The sequence below is a fragment of the Bradyrhizobium barranii subsp. barranii genome (assembly GCF_017565645.3).
GTDB lineage: Bacteria > Pseudomonadota > Alphaproteobacteria > Rhizobiales > Xanthobacteraceae > Bradyrhizobium > Bradyrhizobium barranii.
Genome location: NZ_CP086136.1, coordinates 2,566,960 through 2,582,500, shown reverse-complemented (window position 1 = coordinate 2,582,500; position 15,541 = coordinate 2,566,960). Strand labels below are relative to the sequence as shown.

Annotated in this window: 14 protein-coding genes, 1 rRNA gene and 3 pseudogenes (1 of these 18 cut by a window edge); 7 read left to right on the top strand and 11 right to left on the bottom strand. The window is 60.7% G+C overall.

Annotated features, from left to right (window positions below):
• The 5 genes from J4G43_RS12530 to J4G43_RS12510 form a co-directional block, all read right to left on the bottom strand.
• Positions 1-1,293 (bottom strand): 16S ribosomal RNA (locus J4G43_RS12530); it reaches 196 nt to the left of the window's first position.
• A gap of 616 nt (positions 1,294-1,909) precedes the next feature.
• Positions 1,910-2,710, bottom strand: a complete 801-nt coding sequence (locus J4G43_RS12525) for a class I SAM-dependent methyltransferase (protein ID WP_208084982.1) — start codon at positions 2,708-2,710, stop codon at positions 1,910-1,912.
• A 152-nt stretch (positions 2,711-2,862) separates the two neighbouring features.
• Complete coding sequence (locus J4G43_RS12520) at positions 2,863-3,651, bottom strand: ABC transporter ATP-binding protein (RefSeq protein ID WP_208084981.1); 789 nt, start codon at positions 3,649-3,651, stop codon at positions 2,863-2,865.
• The gene (locus J4G43_RS12515; protein WP_225005694.1) at positions 3,645-4,583 is read right to left on the bottom strand and encodes an ABC transporter permease; all 939 of its coding nucleotides are present in this window, start codon (positions 4,581-4,583) and stop codon (positions 3,645-3,647) included. Before J4G43_RS12515 ends, J4G43_RS12520 begins: the two co-directional genes overlap by 7 nt.
• 101 nt (positions 4,584-4,684) lie before the next feature.
• Positions 4,685-5,815: an ABC transporter substrate-binding protein gene (locus J4G43_RS12510; protein ID WP_081369351.1), complete on the bottom strand. Its 1,131-nt coding sequence runs from the start codon at positions 5,813-5,815 to the stop codon at positions 4,685-4,687.
• 275 nt (positions 5,816-6,090) lie between these two features.
• Here J4G43_RS12510 and J4G43_RS12505 point away from each other — a divergent pair, with 275 nt between their 5' ends.
• Positions 6,091-6,435, top strand: a complete 345-nt coding sequence (locus J4G43_RS12505; protein ID WP_208084980.1) for a hypothetical protein — start codon at positions 6,091-6,093, stop codon at positions 6,433-6,435.
• Positions 6,436-6,727: 292 nt separating this feature from the next.
• Here the strand turns inward: J4G43_RS12505 and J4G43_RS12500 are convergent, their stop codons facing one another.
• Complete coding sequence (locus J4G43_RS12500) at positions 6,728-7,165, bottom strand: YybH family protein (protein WP_208084979.1); 438 nt, start codon at positions 7,163-7,165, stop codon at positions 6,728-6,730.
• Between the two features lie 443 nt (positions 7,166-7,608).
• Between J4G43_RS12500 and J4G43_RS55130 the strand changes: the two are divergent.
• Positions 7,609-7,809, top strand: a pseudogene (locus J4G43_RS55130) (aminotransferase class III-fold pyridoxal phosphate-dependent enzyme); the annotation flags it as partial.
• Between the two features lie 133 nt (positions 7,810-7,942).
• Complete coding sequence (locus J4G43_RS12495) at positions 7,943-8,641, top strand: aminotransferase class III-fold pyridoxal phosphate-dependent enzyme (protein ID WP_408581443.1); 699 nt, start codon at positions 7,943-7,945, stop codon at positions 8,639-8,641.
• 34 nt (positions 8,642-8,675) lie between these two features.
• Here the strand turns inward: J4G43_RS12495 and J4G43_RS12490 are convergent, their stop codons facing one another.
• A complete protein-coding gene (locus J4G43_RS12490; protein ID WP_208084978.1) occupies positions 8,676-9,155 on the bottom strand; it encodes a MarR family winged helix-turn-helix transcriptional regulator in 480 nt (159 codons plus the stop codon).
• A 156-nt stretch (positions 9,156-9,311) separates the two neighbouring features.
• Here J4G43_RS12490 and J4G43_RS12485 point away from each other — a divergent pair, with 156 nt between their 5' ends.
• The 3 genes from J4G43_RS12485 (at position 9,312) to J4G43_RS12480 (ending at position 11,683) form a co-directional block, all read left to right on the top strand.
• Positions 9,312-10,334 (top strand): Rieske 2Fe-2S domain-containing protein, encoded by a 1,023-nt coding sequence (locus J4G43_RS12485; RefSeq protein WP_208084977.1) that lies wholly within the window; start codon positions 9,312-9,314, stop codon positions 10,332-10,334.
• Positions 10,334-10,627: a hypothetical protein gene (locus J4G43_RS55295; protein ID WP_208084976.1), complete on the top strand. Its 294-nt coding sequence runs from the start codon at positions 10,334-10,336 to the stop codon at positions 10,625-10,627. Before J4G43_RS12485 ends, J4G43_RS55295 begins: the two co-directional genes overlap by 1 nt.
• A 93-nt stretch (positions 10,628-10,720) precedes the next feature.
• Complete coding sequence (locus tag J4G43_RS12480; protein WP_208084975.1) at positions 10,721-11,683, top strand: ABC transporter substrate-binding protein; 963 nt, start codon at positions 10,721-10,723, stop codon at positions 11,681-11,683.
• A gap of 14 nt (positions 11,684-11,697) precedes the next feature.
• Here the strand turns inward: J4G43_RS12480 and J4G43_RS12475 are convergent, their stop codons facing one another.
• Entirely contained in the window at positions 11,698-12,816 is a 1,119-nt protein-coding gene (locus tag J4G43_RS12475; RefSeq protein ID WP_208084974.1) for an ABC transporter ATP-binding protein, read from the bottom strand.
• Between the two features lie 18 nt (positions 12,817-12,834).
• On the bottom strand, positions 12,835-13,098 hold the full coding sequence (locus tag J4G43_RS12470) for a hypothetical protein (RefSeq protein WP_228411350.1): 264 nt from the start codon (positions 13,096-13,098) through the stop codon (positions 12,835-12,837).
• Between the two features lie 130 nt (positions 13,099-13,228).
• Here J4G43_RS12470 and J4G43_RS12465 point away from each other — a divergent pair, with 130 nt between their 5' ends.
• Positions 13,229-13,702 (top strand): hypothetical protein, encoded by a 474-nt coding sequence (locus tag J4G43_RS12465; protein ID WP_225004827.1) that lies wholly within the window; start codon positions 13,229-13,231, stop codon positions 13,700-13,702.
• 27 nt (positions 13,703-13,729) lie between these two features.
• Here J4G43_RS12465 and J4G43_RS12460 read toward each other — a convergent pair.
• Both J4G43_RS12460 and J4G43_RS12455 read right to left on the bottom strand, forming a co-directional pair.
• Positions 13,730-14,371: pseudogene (locus J4G43_RS12460) on the bottom strand (ABC transporter permease); the annotation flags it as partial.
• Between the two features lie 349 nt (positions 14,372-14,720).
• Positions 14,721-15,461, bottom strand: a pseudogene (locus J4G43_RS12455) (ABC transporter substrate-binding protein); the annotation flags it as partial.
• Between the last annotated feature and the right edge of the window lie 80 nt (positions 15,462-15,541).

The following is a 15,541-nucleotide window of genomic DNA, read 5'->3' as shown; positions in this document are numbered from 1 at the left end:
ACTAGCGATTCCAACTTCATGGGCTCGAGTTGCAGAGCCCAATCCGAACTGAGACGGCTTTTTGAGATTTGCGAAGGGTCGCCCCTTAGCATCCCATTGTCACCGCCATTGTAGCACGTGTGTAGCCCAGCCCGTAAGGGCCATGAGGACTTGACGTCATCCCCACCTTCCTCGCGGCTTATCACCGGCAGTCTCCTTAGAGTGCTCAACTAAATGGTAGCAACTAAGGACGGGGGTTGCGCTCGTTGCGGGACTTAACCCAACATCTCACGACACGAGCTGACGACAGCCATGCAGCACCTGTGTTCCAGGCTCCGAAGAGAAGGTCACATCTCTGCGACCGGTCCTGGACATGTCAAGGGCTGGTAAGGTTCTGCGCGTTGCGTCGAATTAAACCACATGCTCCACCGCTTGTGCGGGCCCCCGTCAATTCCTTTGAGTTTTAATCTTGCGACCGTACTCCCCAGGCGGAATGCTTAAAGCGTTAGCTGCGCCACTAGTGAGTAAACCCACTAACGGCTGGCATTCATCGTTTACGGCGTGGACTACCAGGGTATCTAATCCTGTTTGCTCCCCACGCTTTCGTGCCTCAGCGTCAGTATCGGGCCAGTGAGCCGCCTTCGCCACTGGTGTTCTTGCGAATATCTACGAATTTCACCTCTACACTCGCAGTTCCACTCACCTCTCCCGAACTCAAGATCTTCAGTATCAAAGGCAGTTCTGGAGTTGAGCTCCAGGATTTCACCCCTGACTTAAAGACCCGCCTACGCACCCTTTACGCCCAGTGATTCCGAGCAACGCTAGCCCCCTTCGTATTACCGCGGCTGCTGGCACGAAGTTAGCCGGGGCTTATTCTTGCGGTACCGTCATTATCTTCCCGCACAAAAGAGCTTTACAACCCTAGGGCCTTCATCACTCACGCGGCATGGCTGGATCAGGGTTGCCCCCATTGTCCAATATTCCCCACTGCTGCCTCCCGTAGGAGTTTGGGCCGTGTCTCAGTCCCAATGTGGCTGATCATCCTCTCAGACCAGCTACTGATCGTCGCCTTGGTGAGCCATTACCTCACCAACTAGCTAATCAGACGCGGGCCGATCTTTCGGCGATAAATCTTTCCCCGTAAGGGCTTATCCGGTATTAGCACAAGTTTCCCTGTGTTGTTCCGAACCAAAAGGTACGTTCCCACGCGTTACTCACCCGTCTGCCGCTGACGTATTGCTACGCCCGCTCGACTTGCATGTGTTAAGCCTGCCGCCAGCGTTCGCTCTGAGCCAGGATCAAACTCTCAAGTTGGACTTGAACTTTGAACCGGCTGATCACAACGTTTGACGAGGTCCCACCATTATTTCGACAACCGAAGTCGCCGAGCTGCCCGCGATTCACATCGCTGGCAGCGATGGTGTTTCCTTTAAAACGTGTACCGCCGAAGTCTTTCGTCCCCTCTCAGAACTCAAAAGCCGAAGCTCTTCAGTGTCCGAGAGGCGCAAGGACTCCGCCGTCCACGCTTCTCTTTCTTCATCTTCACTTGTCAAACAGCCCGGGACCAGGAGGTCCCAACCTTCCAGAGTGGAAGGGTTCCGACACCCTTACCGACGATGAATGAACTCCAATCGACTTACATCGACTGTTGCGTCACTCAACAAGGTGAGGAGCATCAAGAGCGTGCATGCTTCCCTTGGCATCTAGGCCAAAGAGAGCGCCCGACAGACGGGCAACGCTGGAAAACGCATAGACGCTCACTCACCTGACTTCAAGCAGAAAATGAAAAGTTTCCACTTCGCCAATCTTCTCGTGTCCGCGTAGCAGAGCAGCAAGCCTGCTCGTCCTGGTTAAGCCCAGACGTTCATCGACTTTCCACCCGGGCACTCAGATAGTCAGGACCTCGGAAGAGACCGCTCTGGCCGTCGAGTTAGGGAACGATGCCTCTGCACGCCCACGCGACGTTTGCAAAGGACCTCGGGCCGTCGGGCCGGCCGGCCTCGTAGGCATCGCGCACGGCGGCGTCGGTGCGCGCTCGCTCCGCAGCGTCGAGCGCTGCCACATACTTGCCGAGCGGCCCTTCGCCAGCGGCAATCGGCGTCCAATAGTCGGCAAAGCTTTTGTAGTCCATGCGGATCATCAGCTCTACTTCCGCAATGCTCACGAGACCCTGTTCGGCAAAAGTCCGTCTCAGTTCGCCCGGCTGCATCATTGGTTGAAAGCAATAGCGACTGCGCAGCTGGCGCCCGCTTTCACCGATTGCCGCCACCGTGTCGACCATCATGCGCATGCCGGGCATCCCGCCGAGATGATCCCACACCGCTGCCGCGACCACGCCGCCCGGCCGAACGACGCGGCGCATCTCGGCTACTGCCTTACCGGCTTCGGGAACGAACTGGAGCACGAGAAGCGCCAAAGCGCGATCGAACGTGCCGCCCTCGAAGGGCAGGGCGCAGGCATCCGCCTGTCGGACTTTTATTCGCGGGTTTGTGTTGCGCCGGATTACCTCCTCGACAAAGATTGGCGAATAGTCGACCGCGGTAATCTCGGCGAGGTCGGCGGCTTTGGCGAGCGTGAAGGTCAAGCTACCGGTGCCGCAGCCGATCTCGAGAATCCTTTCGCCGTCGGAAACCCCTGTGAAGTCGATGAATAGCCGCGCCAGTCGTTGGCTCCAGCGGCCCATGAGCTGCTCATAGCCCGCAGCGTCGTGGACGTTGAATTCTGAGGTCATCGAAGTCTCCGTGCGCTTCCCAGATTTTTAGATCTCCACGAGGTGGCTACACAGCCGCTAACACAATCGCATTGCGATCGCGGCGAGAACGCCGTGCTGCTTGCTCTGTGATGCGTATGAGAAGATCCGTCACGACGAGCTCCTTTTGAGGGCTACCATGCCTCATCGAGGCCGAGTTGCCCAAACACCTCGCGACGAAGCTCAACGAAGTGCGGATCGCCCCGGTGGCGAGGATAGGGCTGGCTGTTGACGACTTCAGCCTTGATCCGTGCAGGCCGGTCGCTCAGCACGATGACACGGCCAGCAAGCAAGAGCGCCTCCTCGACATCGTGCGTGACCATCAGCGCCGTGAAGCGCGAGCGCTGCCAAAGTGATACGAGTTCCGCCTGCATCGCGATCCGAGTCAGCGAGTCGAGCTGGCCCAAAGGTTCGTCGAGAATGAGCAGCTTTGGGTCGTTGACAAGCGCACGCGCCAGAGCCGCGCGTTGCGCCATGCCACCGGAAAGCTGGTGCGGGTAGGCATTGGCGAAGCCCGTGAGCCCCACCAGGCGCAAGGCGTCTTCGATACGCCCGCCATGCGTGCGTAGCAACCCGCGGGCTTCCAGACCGAGCGCAACGTTGCTCCGTACCGTCCGCCATGGATAGAGCGTTGGGTCTTGAAAAACGACGACGCGCGACGGATCGGGTGCTTCGATCTCTCTTCCCTCCGCTAGCAGGGAGCCGGCTGTTGGAGTGTCGAGCCCCGCGACCAGCCGCAGCAGGGTCGATTTTCCGCACCCACTCGGACCCAGGAGAGCGACAAATTCGCCGCGGCCGACCTGAAGGCTGATGCGGTCCAATACCGGCAGGGGCTGCCCTTCGAGATCGAAGCTGTGGCTCACTTCGCGGAGCGTTAGCGTCGATCCACGGACCGCGTGATCGCTTGCGATCGCCGCTACCATCGCACCAGACCTTTCTGCCAGGATAGCAGGCGGTCCCGCAAGCGGAACAGCAGCGTGATCAGCCCGGAGCACAAGAACGCCATGAGCAGCAGCGCGGCGTACATATTGGCATAGGCCGCCCAACCTTGCGCCCATTGCAGGTACCAGCCGAGCCCCGCCTTCACGCCCAGCATCTCGGCTACGACAAGAACCGCAAACGAGTTGCCGAGACCCATGAACAGACCAACAAAGACATGTGGCATTGCCGCCGGAATGGCGACCTTGAGCACGAGGAAGCGCTGGGTTGCTCCCAATGTCCGCGCAATATCGTAATAGGCGCTCTTCACGCAGGCGACGCCCGACCAGGTCAGCACGGTGACCGGAAACCCGGTGGCGAGCGCAATCAGGAAAATGCTGGCGCTGAAGCTCGACGGGAAAACGAAAAATGCGAGCGGCAGCCAAGCTGTCGCGGGCAGCGGCCCGATGAACCGCAAAACTGGGTGGATCCAATAACCGGCGAGCCGCGACCAGCCGATCGCCACGCCGGTTACGAACCCCACCGCCGCACCGAGACAGTAACCGGTCGCGAGCAGACGCGCTGAGGCGAAGATGCCTTCAGCCAGCCGCCCCCAATCATCGATTACGACTTCGACAATGGCCTGCGGCGGCGGAAAGAACGGCAACGGCAGCAATCCAAGCTTTGCTGTGACGGCCTCCCAGGCAGCAAAAAACAGCGCGAGCGCAAACAGCCACGGGGAGAGCCGCTGGAGACGCTGAAAAGCAACAAAACGAACGCCGGCAAAGGCTGCCAGGGCAAGCGCAAGGGCCAACGCGCCGCAGGCAATCGCGAAGCCGCCCGTGTAGGCCCAATCGCTCTCGGGCTTATCCGGCCAGAGCGCAGTGAGCACGGCGACCATAGACCATGCGGCGGCAACAGACAGTCCGCCGATCAACGACCGAGTGGTCGAACTTTCAAAAAAGCCGAAACCCGATTTCTCTGATGGCCTCGGCACTTCATCGATGACCGAGCTCACTGCGGATCTTCCCAATCGGCTCAGCTTAGAACGTCAAGATAAATCCGCTCGGCGAACTTGGCCGGGTCAGTGCTTCGCTTCATGACGTTCACTGCCTTGAGTTCGTCGGTGTAGAGTAGAAGCTGCTTCTTGAGCGTGGCCCCGACCGGGTGATTGTGGTGAGTATGGCTACGATACATGGTGGCGAGATCCTCTACGGATCCTCTCCCGCCGTAGCCCGAATAGATTGCTGCGGCATCGGCGGGATCGCTGGCAACTAGGTCTGCCCCCTCCAGTATCGATCGGGTCAGAGCGGCCGCCACCGGCATTTCGCTTCGGGTGAGGCTGCCACGTATCGCGAGAACGCAGCAGGTGCGGTCGGCGAATTCACCCGTCAAGTTCGTCGCGATCTCGTTGAGTTTGCCTTCCTTGAGCCAGAGGTAGGGCAGCGGATCTATCTCGGCCAGCGCCTGCACTTCGCCCTTGTCGACGGCAAGCGCGAGCAGATTGGCCGGGTACTGGCGCCACTCTACCTCTTGGGCCGGATCGATGCCCTTTTTGGCGAGGTAGATCGAAAAGAAGTTCTTCGCTGGGCTCGATTGATCGCTAATCCCGATGGCCTTGCCGCGCAGGGATTCCAGGCTGTCAATATTCGCAGCCTTGGAGCCGAGGAGCCGGATGCAGCCGCCGTGCACACCGGCGGTGATCCGAACGTCGAAACCTTGCTCCAGCGGTTTGAGCCAGCGCAGGGCCAATCCCAAACCGGCATCCGCCTTGCCAGTTGCAATCGCCTCCAACAACTGGTCGGTCGAACCGCCGAAATTGACGAATTCGACATCGAGGTTGTGCTTGGCGAAGATACCCCGCTCCTTTGCGACTGCCGCAGCGACGGTGCACGCCGCGTTCGCATTCCAGGCGAGTTTGAGTTGGCGGGGTGGGCCCTGCAGCTCTTCACTGCTCGCTGCGGCGCGACAAATAAGAGGCTCGCCGGGAATATAAGACAGCGATCCAGTCCCGGATGCCGTCAGCGCGCGAGCCGCTCCAAACATTCCAAGCGGCGCCGTGGCGCCGAGGGTGCAAACCAACGTCAACACCGAGCGGCGGGAGAAGGCGCCCCGCTTCGCTTCGGACAGACCTTTCGTCAAGCTGTTGCCAATTTCGCGCTTTTCCATGTGTCACTCCCAAACTCGCGTGTGAATGGAATAGAACTGGGCGGCGCTTTGCGGGGCCTTAGCTCACCTCTCTTTGGGCATCATCCGAGCCCGTCTGCTACACAGGTGTGAAGAGCTTCACATTAACGCAAAAAATTGGAAGGAGATAGCCGCGCGGCGATTAAGGCTCTTGTCAATCGTGTTGACCTACTCACGGCGGCGTCTGTCGCATTTGATCGCGATCGGCGCGAGTAGATGGTCAATGTTGCGCCGGGGCATACTTACAAGGAGGTCGCATGATTACCGCCGTTGTACGATACACACTGCCGCCGCAGATCGACCACGCCGCGTGTCGCGAGCACTTTCACAAGATCGCCCCCAACTTCCGCGGGGTGACGGGGCTGATCAGCAAGCACTTCATCTGGTCCGAAAGCGGCTGGGCGGGCGGCGGCGTGTACCAGTGGGAGCGTATCGAGGACGCTACGGCGTTCTACACCGGGCCGTGGCTCGAGGGCATCATCCAGCGCTACGGCATGAAGCCGCAGATCGATTTTTACGAGGTTTTTGCGGTAACAGACAACACGCGCGGTAAGGTTGAGCTGTTCGAGGAGGCCGTTGCTCCAAATGACCCCAGCAGATAGCTCTTCTGCCGCACTAGCGCGTAGAGGTGGCGTTGTATGAGAGGATAGCTGCGGAATCCTCACGTCATCGTAGGTAGCAAGTCCACGCCGCGACCGAATGCGACGATCACTCTGATCTTGGCTCTTCGGAGACGTGCCGATCAGGGCAAATGTCCGCGTTTCGCCAAGAACTGCCCTCCCCGTTAAGTCGCAGCTTGACCCAACCCGGACATATCTTGCACCGGAGACAAGTAGCCCTTTTGGGCGTCCGGTAAGGCCGCCGCCTCGCCGAACCGATTAAGCTTCGACCGCTTTAGTTGAATGTTTGCAGCCTCAATTTGAGCGATCCGTCGGCTTGGCGTTCGAAGACGTGCGTCGCCAAACCACTGAAGGGAGACGGCTTGCCCTCCTTGTCCGTACCCGTAGTGCTCCACTTGGCTGTGCCGAAGACTACCTTGTCGTCTCCGCCGGCATCGATCATCTCCAACTTGTGATCCGTCACACCGCTCGCGAAGAGTCCGGCAAAGAACTTCTCGATCTCGGCCGGCCCCGACGCGACCTGATGTGTGGGCGGCATCAATTTTGCCGTCGCGACATAGGAGGCGCCGATGGCTTTCTCGTCGTGCTTATTAAATGCGGCATCCCAAGCGGCGTAAGCCTTCTCCACGTCCCCCTTGGCGTCCGCGGCCAACGAAATTCCCGGCGCGCCGAGCAGACAAATGAGTAGTGTTGATGTTTGAGCCAACTTCATAGGATACTCCTCTGTTGGATAACGCCTTTCCGAATGATTAGATCATCTCTCCGGTCGTCTGCCGCGGCTGCGCTCCCGCCAGCATGACGACACCGTCGCCGGTCGCGCTGTGGCCGGCCATTGTTTCATTACGAAAGAGGTGCAGGCGACGGCAACTTCAACGGCGCCGTTCACCTCGGGAGTCCATATCGCGCGTCATGACATCGCTAATGCATCCGGTCCACGCGCCGAACTTCAACCACCACGACCAGTTTTGCGAAGGCAAATTCAGCTGGTTGCCGGAAGAGTCCATCCAATAGTTCGCGGAACAGCAATTCCGGGCAATTACCGTCAACCACGTTGACAAATGGGAGAGAGCGACGGCGCACACATTGCCTAGACCGGAAATCCCCGAGCTGGTCACGGTGTAATTCGCCTTTTGGCCCTTAGCTGACTTTGCCGCGTTGGAGATCGCGCCGGAAGGGTTTGACCATACTTTCCTTGCCGGATCCGGCTCCGAGGCGGTCGATACCGCGCTGAAGATGGCGCTGGCCTATCACCGGGCACGCGGCGAAGGCCATCGCCAACACCTGATCGGGCGCCAGCCCAGTTACCATGGAATGGGATTCGGCGGACTCTCGGTCTCTGGCATCGGGTGGCAGCGGGCGCAGTTCGGCGTCATGCTTCCGGGGGTATCACACCTTCCTCACACACATGATCTCACCCGCAATGCGTTCAGCAAAGGCGAGCCCGAGCACGGCGTCGAATTTGCAGACGCGCTGGAAGGTCTTGACCGCGATGGACCCCTCGACGGTCGCAGCCGTGATCGTCGAGCCGGTCGCCGGAGCCGGCGGCGTGCTGCCGCCGCCCAAAGGCTATCTCAAACGACTGCGCGAGATCACCCGCAAGCACGGCATCCTGCTGATCTTCGACGAGGTTGTCACAGCCTTCGGAAGACTAGGGGCGCCCTTTGCCGCACAGGCTCTGGGCGTCACGCCGGATCTCATCACCTACGCGAAGGGAATGAGCAACGGCGCCGTTCCAATGGGAGGCGTGCTGGTTCATCATCATGTGCACGAGGCCATGTCGCAGGGACCGGAGGCCACCGTCGAGCTCGCTCACGGCTACACCTACTCCGGCCACCCGCTTGCCTGCGCCGCCGCGATTGCCACCCTCGATGTCTATCAGGAGAAAGGCATCTTCGAGAAAGTTGCGCGCATCGCCGGGACATGGGAAGCCGTCATTCACGACATCAGGGGCGCCGGCGGCGCGGTCCGCGATATCCGCAACCTCGGGCTACTTGGGGCCGTGGAGATCGAAGCTGCCCCGAACGCTCCTGGTCAACGAGCCCGCGCCGTGGCGAACCATTGTTTCGAAAATGGGATCTTTGTTCGCGCTGTTGGCGATACACTGATCCTGTCGCCGCCTCTTATCATCAACGAGGAGCAGATTGGTCAGATCGCCGATGGCATCAAGAGCGGCATTCGGACATTGTGAGATACTGAGGCGCAGACGGGGCCGCCGGAGACCGCTATAGGAATTTCTCGCGGCCCTGTGCTTTGATCTCGCTCTCCAGTTGCTGATCGAGCTTGTCGAGGCTTCGCCTCAAAACCTCGATTTCGTGCGGATCGAGCGCGGCCATGAGCTTGCGCTCGACCCGAACAACGAATTTCTCGATATCCTTGTAAACCTTGCGGCCATCGGTCGTGAGGCTCAGGCTGGCGCGGCGGCGGTCCGCTTTATCCACGTCACGATGAATCAGCCCTCGGCGCACCAGCAATTCGATGGAGCGCGCGACCTTGAACGCATCGGACGAGGTCAATGTCGCAAGTTGCGTGGCCGTCAGCGGCTGATGCCTGGCAATGACCGCGAGGCTTCGCCAGGCCGGCATCGTCAGCTCGTAACGATCTTCGTACATAGGGGAGATGAAGCTGCCCAGCCGCGAAGCGATGAGACCGAACCGGTATCCGGTCCAGTTCTCGAGCGGGAGGATCGTGCTGACCTTGTTCATCAAGACAATTTGCTCGCGGTGATGGGAGCAGAACCATAACGAGTTGCCCTGCACCGCTCAACCGCTCGCTTTCCGGACGATCGCGTCATTGACGCAGGGGCGAATTACTTGCATAATGCAAATAATAAGCATTCAAAAGAGCTAGGGAGGATCACCATGTCGAAATCGACTGACGGCCAGGATCTGACGCTGGTTGGCCCAGGTACGGTCATGGGCGAGATGATGCGGCAATACTGGATACCCGCCGCTCTTTCTTCGGAACTATCAGTCGACGGCGATCCAATGCGCCTGATGCTGCTCGGTGAGCAGCTCATTGCCTTCCGTGACAGCTCGGGCCGGGTTGGCGTGCTGGATCATCAATGTCCACATCGCTGTGCCTCGCTGTTCCTCGGCCGTAACGAGCAGGACGGCATCCGTTGCGTCTATCACGGCTGGAAGTTCGACGTTGACGGCCGCTGCCTCGAAATGCCGAACGTCCCCCCTCCGCAGGATTTCAAGGAAAAGGTCCGCGCAAAAAGCTACAGGGTTCGCGAGTGCGCGGGCCTCATATGGGTTTACATGGGCGCGCGGGCCGAAGCGCCGCCGATGCCGATGCACGAAGCGCTGTTCGTTCCGGAGCAGGATCTGACCGTCACCATCCTCCAACGCGAAGCCAACTGGCTCCAGGGCCTCGAAGGCGATATCGACACGTCGCATTTCGGCTTCCTGCATGCCGGACACATCAACCCTGATGATTTCGAGGAAGGCCACCCGGCCCGTCACACGGTTTCCAACCGAGCGCCGGAGTACAAGGTCACCGAGACCGACTGGGGCACGATGTACGGCGCGTTTCGGCCGGAAGCGGACGATCGAATGCACTGGCGCATGGCGCATTTCTCACTGCCGTTCTGGACCCAGACCCCGAACGCCGACTTTGCCGACCACGTGGTCGCCAAGGCGTGGGTGCCCATGGACGACACCCACACGATGCTGATCTCGATCTATGGCGGCCGCGCCAAGGGGGCGACTTACTCGAGCTCCAAGCTGAAATCCGGTGGCGGCATCCCCGGGGCCGACGGTCTGGATTATCTGCCCAACACCACGGACTGGTATGGGCGCTGGCGTGCGGTCCAGAACATCGGATCGATCGCGAAGCTCAGCGCACCAACAAGATCTACACGGGCATCCGCAACATCGTGATGCAGGATCAGGCCGTCACGGAAAGCATGGGGCCGATCGTCGATCACACCAAGGAACATCTCGCGCCGAGCGACGTGATGATCGCGCGGACGAGGCGGCGCCTGCTCAACGCGGCACGGGCATTCGCCAACAACGGCACCGTGCCGCCCGGCGTCGACGACGCCGAGGTGTTCTGGAACGCGCGCGCAGGCTCGTACTACGCTGATGCGAAGATCGACTGGCTCGAGGCCTATCAGGACAAGCTGAAGACCGCCATTCGCTGGCGTGCCCCAAGCCCGCAAGCCGCGGAGTAGCGACAATGGCCACGCCGGACCGGGAAAAGCGCGCGCATCACGCGCCGCGCTACGGTGTTTGGACTGACCGCCTCTTCGATCCTGCCATCGATCATGGCCCCGTCGAGAGCGGAGGGCGAATGGTCCGCGCTGGTCGCAGCCGCAAAGAAGGAAGGCCGCGTGGTGCTCTACAGCGCGTTCGTCGGCCTTGCCGCGCACAAGGAGCTCAAGAAGGAGTTCGAGTCCGCCTACGGAATCACCGTGGACATTCTCGAAGCGCGCGCGAGCGAAGTCCGGGAGCGCATCCGCATCGAGCAGGCCGCGGGCCGCAACGCAGCCGACGTCTCCGAGAACGGGCGGACCACGACCACGCTGCAGATCAAGGAGGAGCGTGTCTTCGAACCTCACGGCCCCCTCCCCAGCCTCGGCCGTCTCAAGGCGGACTTCCCAAGCGACGGCATGCGGCTCCCTGTCTTTGCGATCGTCTACGGCATCCTGGCGAATACCATGCTGGTCAAGCCGGCGGACGAGCCGAAAAGCTGGCTCGACCTAACGGATCCGCGCTGGAAAGGAAAAATCCTCAGCGACGATCTGCGGACGCTCGGCGGCGGCGGCGTGCTCTTCTCGGTCCTGCAGGACCTCTACGGGCGCGCCTTCCACGAGAAGCTTGCCCAGCAGGACCTGAAGTTCAGCCGGGAGATACCCGCAAATGAGCGCCGCGTAGCGCGCGGCGAATACCCGCTCTACATCCCCGACAGCCTGACGTCGCTGCTCGAACTCAAGGGCCTCCCGGTCAAGTTCATCGCGCCAAAGGAGGGGCTGCCCTATGTCGGCTACGATCTCGCGCTGCTGAAGAATGCGCCCCACCCCAACGCGGCGCGGCTGTTGATGGAATACTATCTGGGCAAGACGATGCAGCAGAACCTTGCGAGGCTCGGGCTGCTGCCGACCACGGCGGACGCGCTGACCGGTGTCGATCCCGCGGTGGCACAGATCGAAACAACGAAGCTTCTCGGCACCACGGATCCAGAACGCATGAACGAGATGCTGTCTTTGGCTCAGCAGATCTATCGCTGAGAGGCATTCCCGGCTTAAGGAGCTGCGCCGGCCTGCTCCGGCACAGCCCAAGCCGACTGCTGCGGAACGACGACGGTCACATTGTCTCCGACGGAGAAGCCACCGAACGGCGGCGCATCGACATTGAGGCGGCTATCGTCGGTCTGCACCACGACCGACCGGATCGGACCGCGGAAGATCGTATGCGCAATCTGTCCGGACCATCGAAGTTCGTGCTCACTGTGAGCCGCATCTGGGGCCGCGATACGGGCATCCTCGGGACGAACCATGACGGTCACGGGCCGCCCGGGCCGGATCTCGCTTGCCGACTGGCACGCACCACGCCAGCCCTTGCCGATGACGTTGAGCCGCACCCGGCGATCGTCGATCCGCGTGCAGGCCTCCACACTGGCCTCCAGCAGGTTCGGTGTTCCGAAGAAGGCCGCCACGATCCGGTTTGCGGGATAGCGATAAATTTCCTCGGGCGCACCGATCTGCTGGATTCGGCCGCGATCCATCACGACCACACGGTCGGACAACGCCATCGCTTCGGCCTGATCATGTGTCACGTACAGGCTCGTCATGCCGAGCCGTCTCTGGATCGAACGGAACTCGTCGCCCATCTGCAGACGGAGCTTTGCGTCGAGATTGCTGAGCGGCTCGTCGAGCAGCAGCACCTTGGGTTCGAAGACGAGGGCCCGCGCGATCGCCACTCGCTGCTGCTGGCCGCCGGACAGCGCCGGTGCCGGCCGCTCGGCGAAATCCTGCATTTCGACGAGGCGGAGTGCCCTGGCGACGAGATCGCGTATCTCGGCCGCGGATTTGCGGCGCACCCGCAGCGGATAGGCGACGTTCTCGAAGACGGTCATGTGCGGCCAGATCGCGTATGACTGGAAGACCATGCCGAGCCGCCGGCGCTCCGACGGAACAAAGACGCCGCGAGCCGCATCGCTGACGACCTCGTTGCCGATGCTGATGCGGCCGCCGGAATTTTGCTCGAGGCCCGCGACCATCCGCAACGTCGTGGTCTTGCCGCACCCCGACGGCCCCAGCAGGGTCACGAATTCACCCTCGCTGACGCGCAGGTCGACGCCGTCGACCGCGACGAAATTACCGAAGCTCCGGCTCACCTTCTCAAGAACGACATTCGACATGGCACGATCCAAGCCTGGTCACATTCCACCGATACGGCTGCTGATGAACTTGAGTTGAACCCAACGGAAGACGATCACGAGAACCATCATGATGAGCCCAATGACACTGACCTGCTCCGCATTGCCGTTCGCCCACAGCTTCAGCAACACGACAGACAACACCTCGGAGCCGACAGAATAGAGCAGAACGGATGCGCTCAGCTCGCGCATGATGCCGAAGAACACCAGCACCCATCCGACGGCGAAGGAAGGCCAGGCCAGGGCAAGGACGATGCGCCTCATGGTTTGCAGCCAGCTTGCGCCATGCACCCGGGAGCACTCCTCGAGGTCGAACGGCGCGCACCGAAAGCGGCGTCCCAAGCGAGATATAGGCCAGCAGCAGCGCCCAGATCGTGCCGTAGATCGGAATCGCGTGAGGCAGCAGAGCAAACCCCCAGAGAAAACCGACACCAAGGACGATGCCGGGCATCATCCACGGCAGCCAGGCCATCGAATCGATCAGCAACCGGCCTCGCCACTTCGTTCGGACCGAGACATAGGCGACGGTTGCGCCGAGCAACATCGTCAGCGTGGCGCCGACGAGGCCCAGGAACATCGTGTTGCTGAACCCACGCCAGAACTCGCTGCTGCCGAATACCGCCTGATAGTGCTCGAGTGTCAGCATGTCCCACTGGTAGAACCCGAAGAACTTGAAGAACGAGCCGATGACGAGTTGTCCGACCGGGAGAACCACCGTCACCACAAAGAACAGAACGCAAAAGGAAAAGGTTGCCCATCGCCATGCACCGAGTTTCATCACCGAAGGCGAATAGCCCTTGCCAGTGATGGTCTGAAAACTTCGGCCGCGCAGCATCCGCCGCTGCAGAAGAACGATCAGGAACAATAGCGCCATGATGACGAAGCTGATCGCGGTTGCATACTGATATTGCGGCGGCGACCGCTGGTTGATCGAGTCGTAGATGTCCGTCGTGATGACCCTAATTCCCGCCGGTGAGCCGAAGAAGAGCGGCGACTCGAAATTCTCGATGCCGCGAATGAAGCTCAGGATGGCCGCACCGGTCAGCGCGGGCAGCATAAGCTGCAGCGTGACAGAGCGAAAAGTTCGCAGGCGTGATGCGCCGCACATGGTCGCCGCCTCCTCGAGACTCGGATCCATCGCTCGGAAGGCGTCCACGATAAGAAGAAACAGGAACGGCACGGAATACTGCATCATGTGCCAGACGACGCCGCCATATGAATAGACGTTGATCGGCGCTGTCTCCGATCCCGTGACCCACTGATAGAGCTGATTGAGCAATCCGACCTGCGGATTGCCGAGCATGCCCCACGCCATTGCGGTGAGGATCGGTGGAATGAAGAATGGCAGCGTGATCAGGACTTCCAGAGCCCCCCGGAATGGCGTGTCGGTTCGCGCCAGTATCCAGGCGAGCAGGACGGCCAGGATTACCGAAGGGATGGTCTTGGCCAGGGATATGCCGACGGTGTTGAGGAGTGTCACCGCGCTTTGCAGCGTGATGACGTCGCGGTATCCGTCCAGATTGAAAGTGCCGGCCATTCCCGGCGGCGTCGAATGCAGGCTTCCATAGAGCAGCATCGACAGCGGATAGACGGAAAGGAAGGCGAGAACGACGACGAGCAGAGCGAGCGCCGCAAGGCGGCCTGCCGCAGTCGCCTGCAGCCACCGCCCGATCCCGCTCAGGCCGGTCGTACGCCTCTCGACGAGGTTGTTCACTCCCTCTCCGGCTGAAACGCTCATGGGTCTCTCTGGGGTAAAGCTTCTTGGCGAGATCCATCATCGAGGAGCGCTCAGCCAGCTTGGCGGGACCAATGATCTTGGCATTCACGAACTGCTGCGCGTCCGGATTGGCGCGCTCGGCGGCCGCGGCGTTCACCGGAAGCATCCAGGCGTTCGCGTAGAGCAATTGCGACTCGACGCTGAGGAAGTGGTCGATGAACAAACGCGCAGCGTTGGGATGCGGCGCGTTCTTGAGCACCGCGAGATCCATCTCCGCGAAAGGTGCACCCTCCTTCGGAATCACGACTTTCACCGGCAGCCCCTTCAGATCGGACGTGAAGGCAAAGATCTGCGGGATATAGATGGCGTACTCGCCGCGAGCGACGCGCCGCGCGTCGTTTCGCATATCGCGGCTGAACACGGGCTTTTGCTCGGCGAGCTTCTGATTGAAGTCGGTCCCCATGGTCTTTTCCAGGATGGCGAACATGGTATTCCCGCTGCCGAGCGGCCGCATGTCGTCCGAGAGGATCTTGCCCTTCCATTTGGGATCGTTGAGATCGTTCCAGCTCGTCGGGATGTCCTGCTCCTTGACCAGCCGCGTGTTGATGAGGATGCCCATCGGCTGCATGAAGGCCGGCACGCTGTATTCATTGGCTTTGAACGGCGGTCGCAAATGGGCGGCATTCGGGATCGGCGGCAGTTTCTGCACGAAATCGCCGTTCTTGAGTTGCTCCTCGATCATGGTCGTCGTGACCATTTCCGCGTCGCCCAGGAAGCGGCCGGCCGCCTGCTCGGTGCGGATGCGCTCGGAGAGCTCACTGGCACGGAGGTCGAGACTCTCGACCGGAATTCCGTACTTCGCTTCGAACGACTTGAGGACAGCCGTGAAGTAGGGAGCGCCCAAGGCCATGTTGTAGACCACGACCTTGCCTTCCTTCTTGGCGGCCTCGACGACCTTGTCCCAAGAACCGTCCTCGGCTTGCGCGGAGC

Excerpts from the sequence above, each read along its gene's own strand:
- J4G43_RS12525 (WP_208084982.1), bottom strand. The coding sequence starts at position 2,710 with ATGACCTCAGAATTCAACGTCCACGACGCTGCGGGCTATGAGCAGCTC.
- J4G43_RS12520 (WP_208084981.1), bottom strand. The coding sequence starts at position 3,651 with ATGGTAGCGGCGATCGCAAGCGATCACGCGGTCCGTGGATCGACGCTA.
- J4G43_RS12510 (WP_081369351.1), bottom strand. The coding sequence starts at position 5,815 with ATGGAAAAGCGCGAAATTGGCAACAGCTTGACGAAAGGTCTGTCCGAA.
- J4G43_RS12505 (WP_208084980.1), top strand. The coding sequence starts at position 6,091 with ATGATTACCGCCGTTGTACGATACACACTGCCGCCGCAGATCGACCAC.
- J4G43_RS12500 (WP_208084979.1), bottom strand. The coding sequence starts at position 7,165 with ATGAAGTTGGCTCAAACATCAACACTACTCATTTGTCTGCTCGGCGCG.
- J4G43_RS12495 (WP_408581443.1), top strand. The coding sequence starts at position 7,943 with ATGGACCCCTCGACGGTCGCAGCCGTGATCGTCGAGCCGGTCGCCGGA.
- J4G43_RS12490 (WP_208084978.1), bottom strand. The coding sequence starts at position 9,155 with ATGAACAAGGTCAGCACGATCCTCCCGCTCGAGAACTGGACCGGATAC.
- J4G43_RS12485 (WP_208084977.1), top strand. The coding sequence starts at position 9,312 with ATGTCGAAATCGACTGACGGCCAGGATCTGACGCTGGTTGGCCCAGGT.
- J4G43_RS55295 (WP_208084976.1), top strand. The coding sequence starts at position 10,334 with ATGCAGGATCAGGCCGTCACGGAAAGCATGGGGCCGATCGTCGATCAC.
- J4G43_RS12480 (WP_208084975.1), top strand. The coding sequence starts at position 10,721 with ATGGCCCCGTCGAGAGCGGAGGGCGAATGGTCCGCGCTGGTCGCAGCC.
- J4G43_RS12475 (WP_208084974.1), bottom strand. The coding sequence starts at position 12,816 with ATGTCGAATGTCGTTCTTGAGAAGGTGAGCCGGAGCTTCGGTAATTTC.
- J4G43_RS12470 (WP_228411350.1), bottom strand. The coding sequence starts at position 13,098 with ATGAGGCGCATCGTCCTTGCCCTGGCCTGGCCTTCCTTCGCCGTCGGA.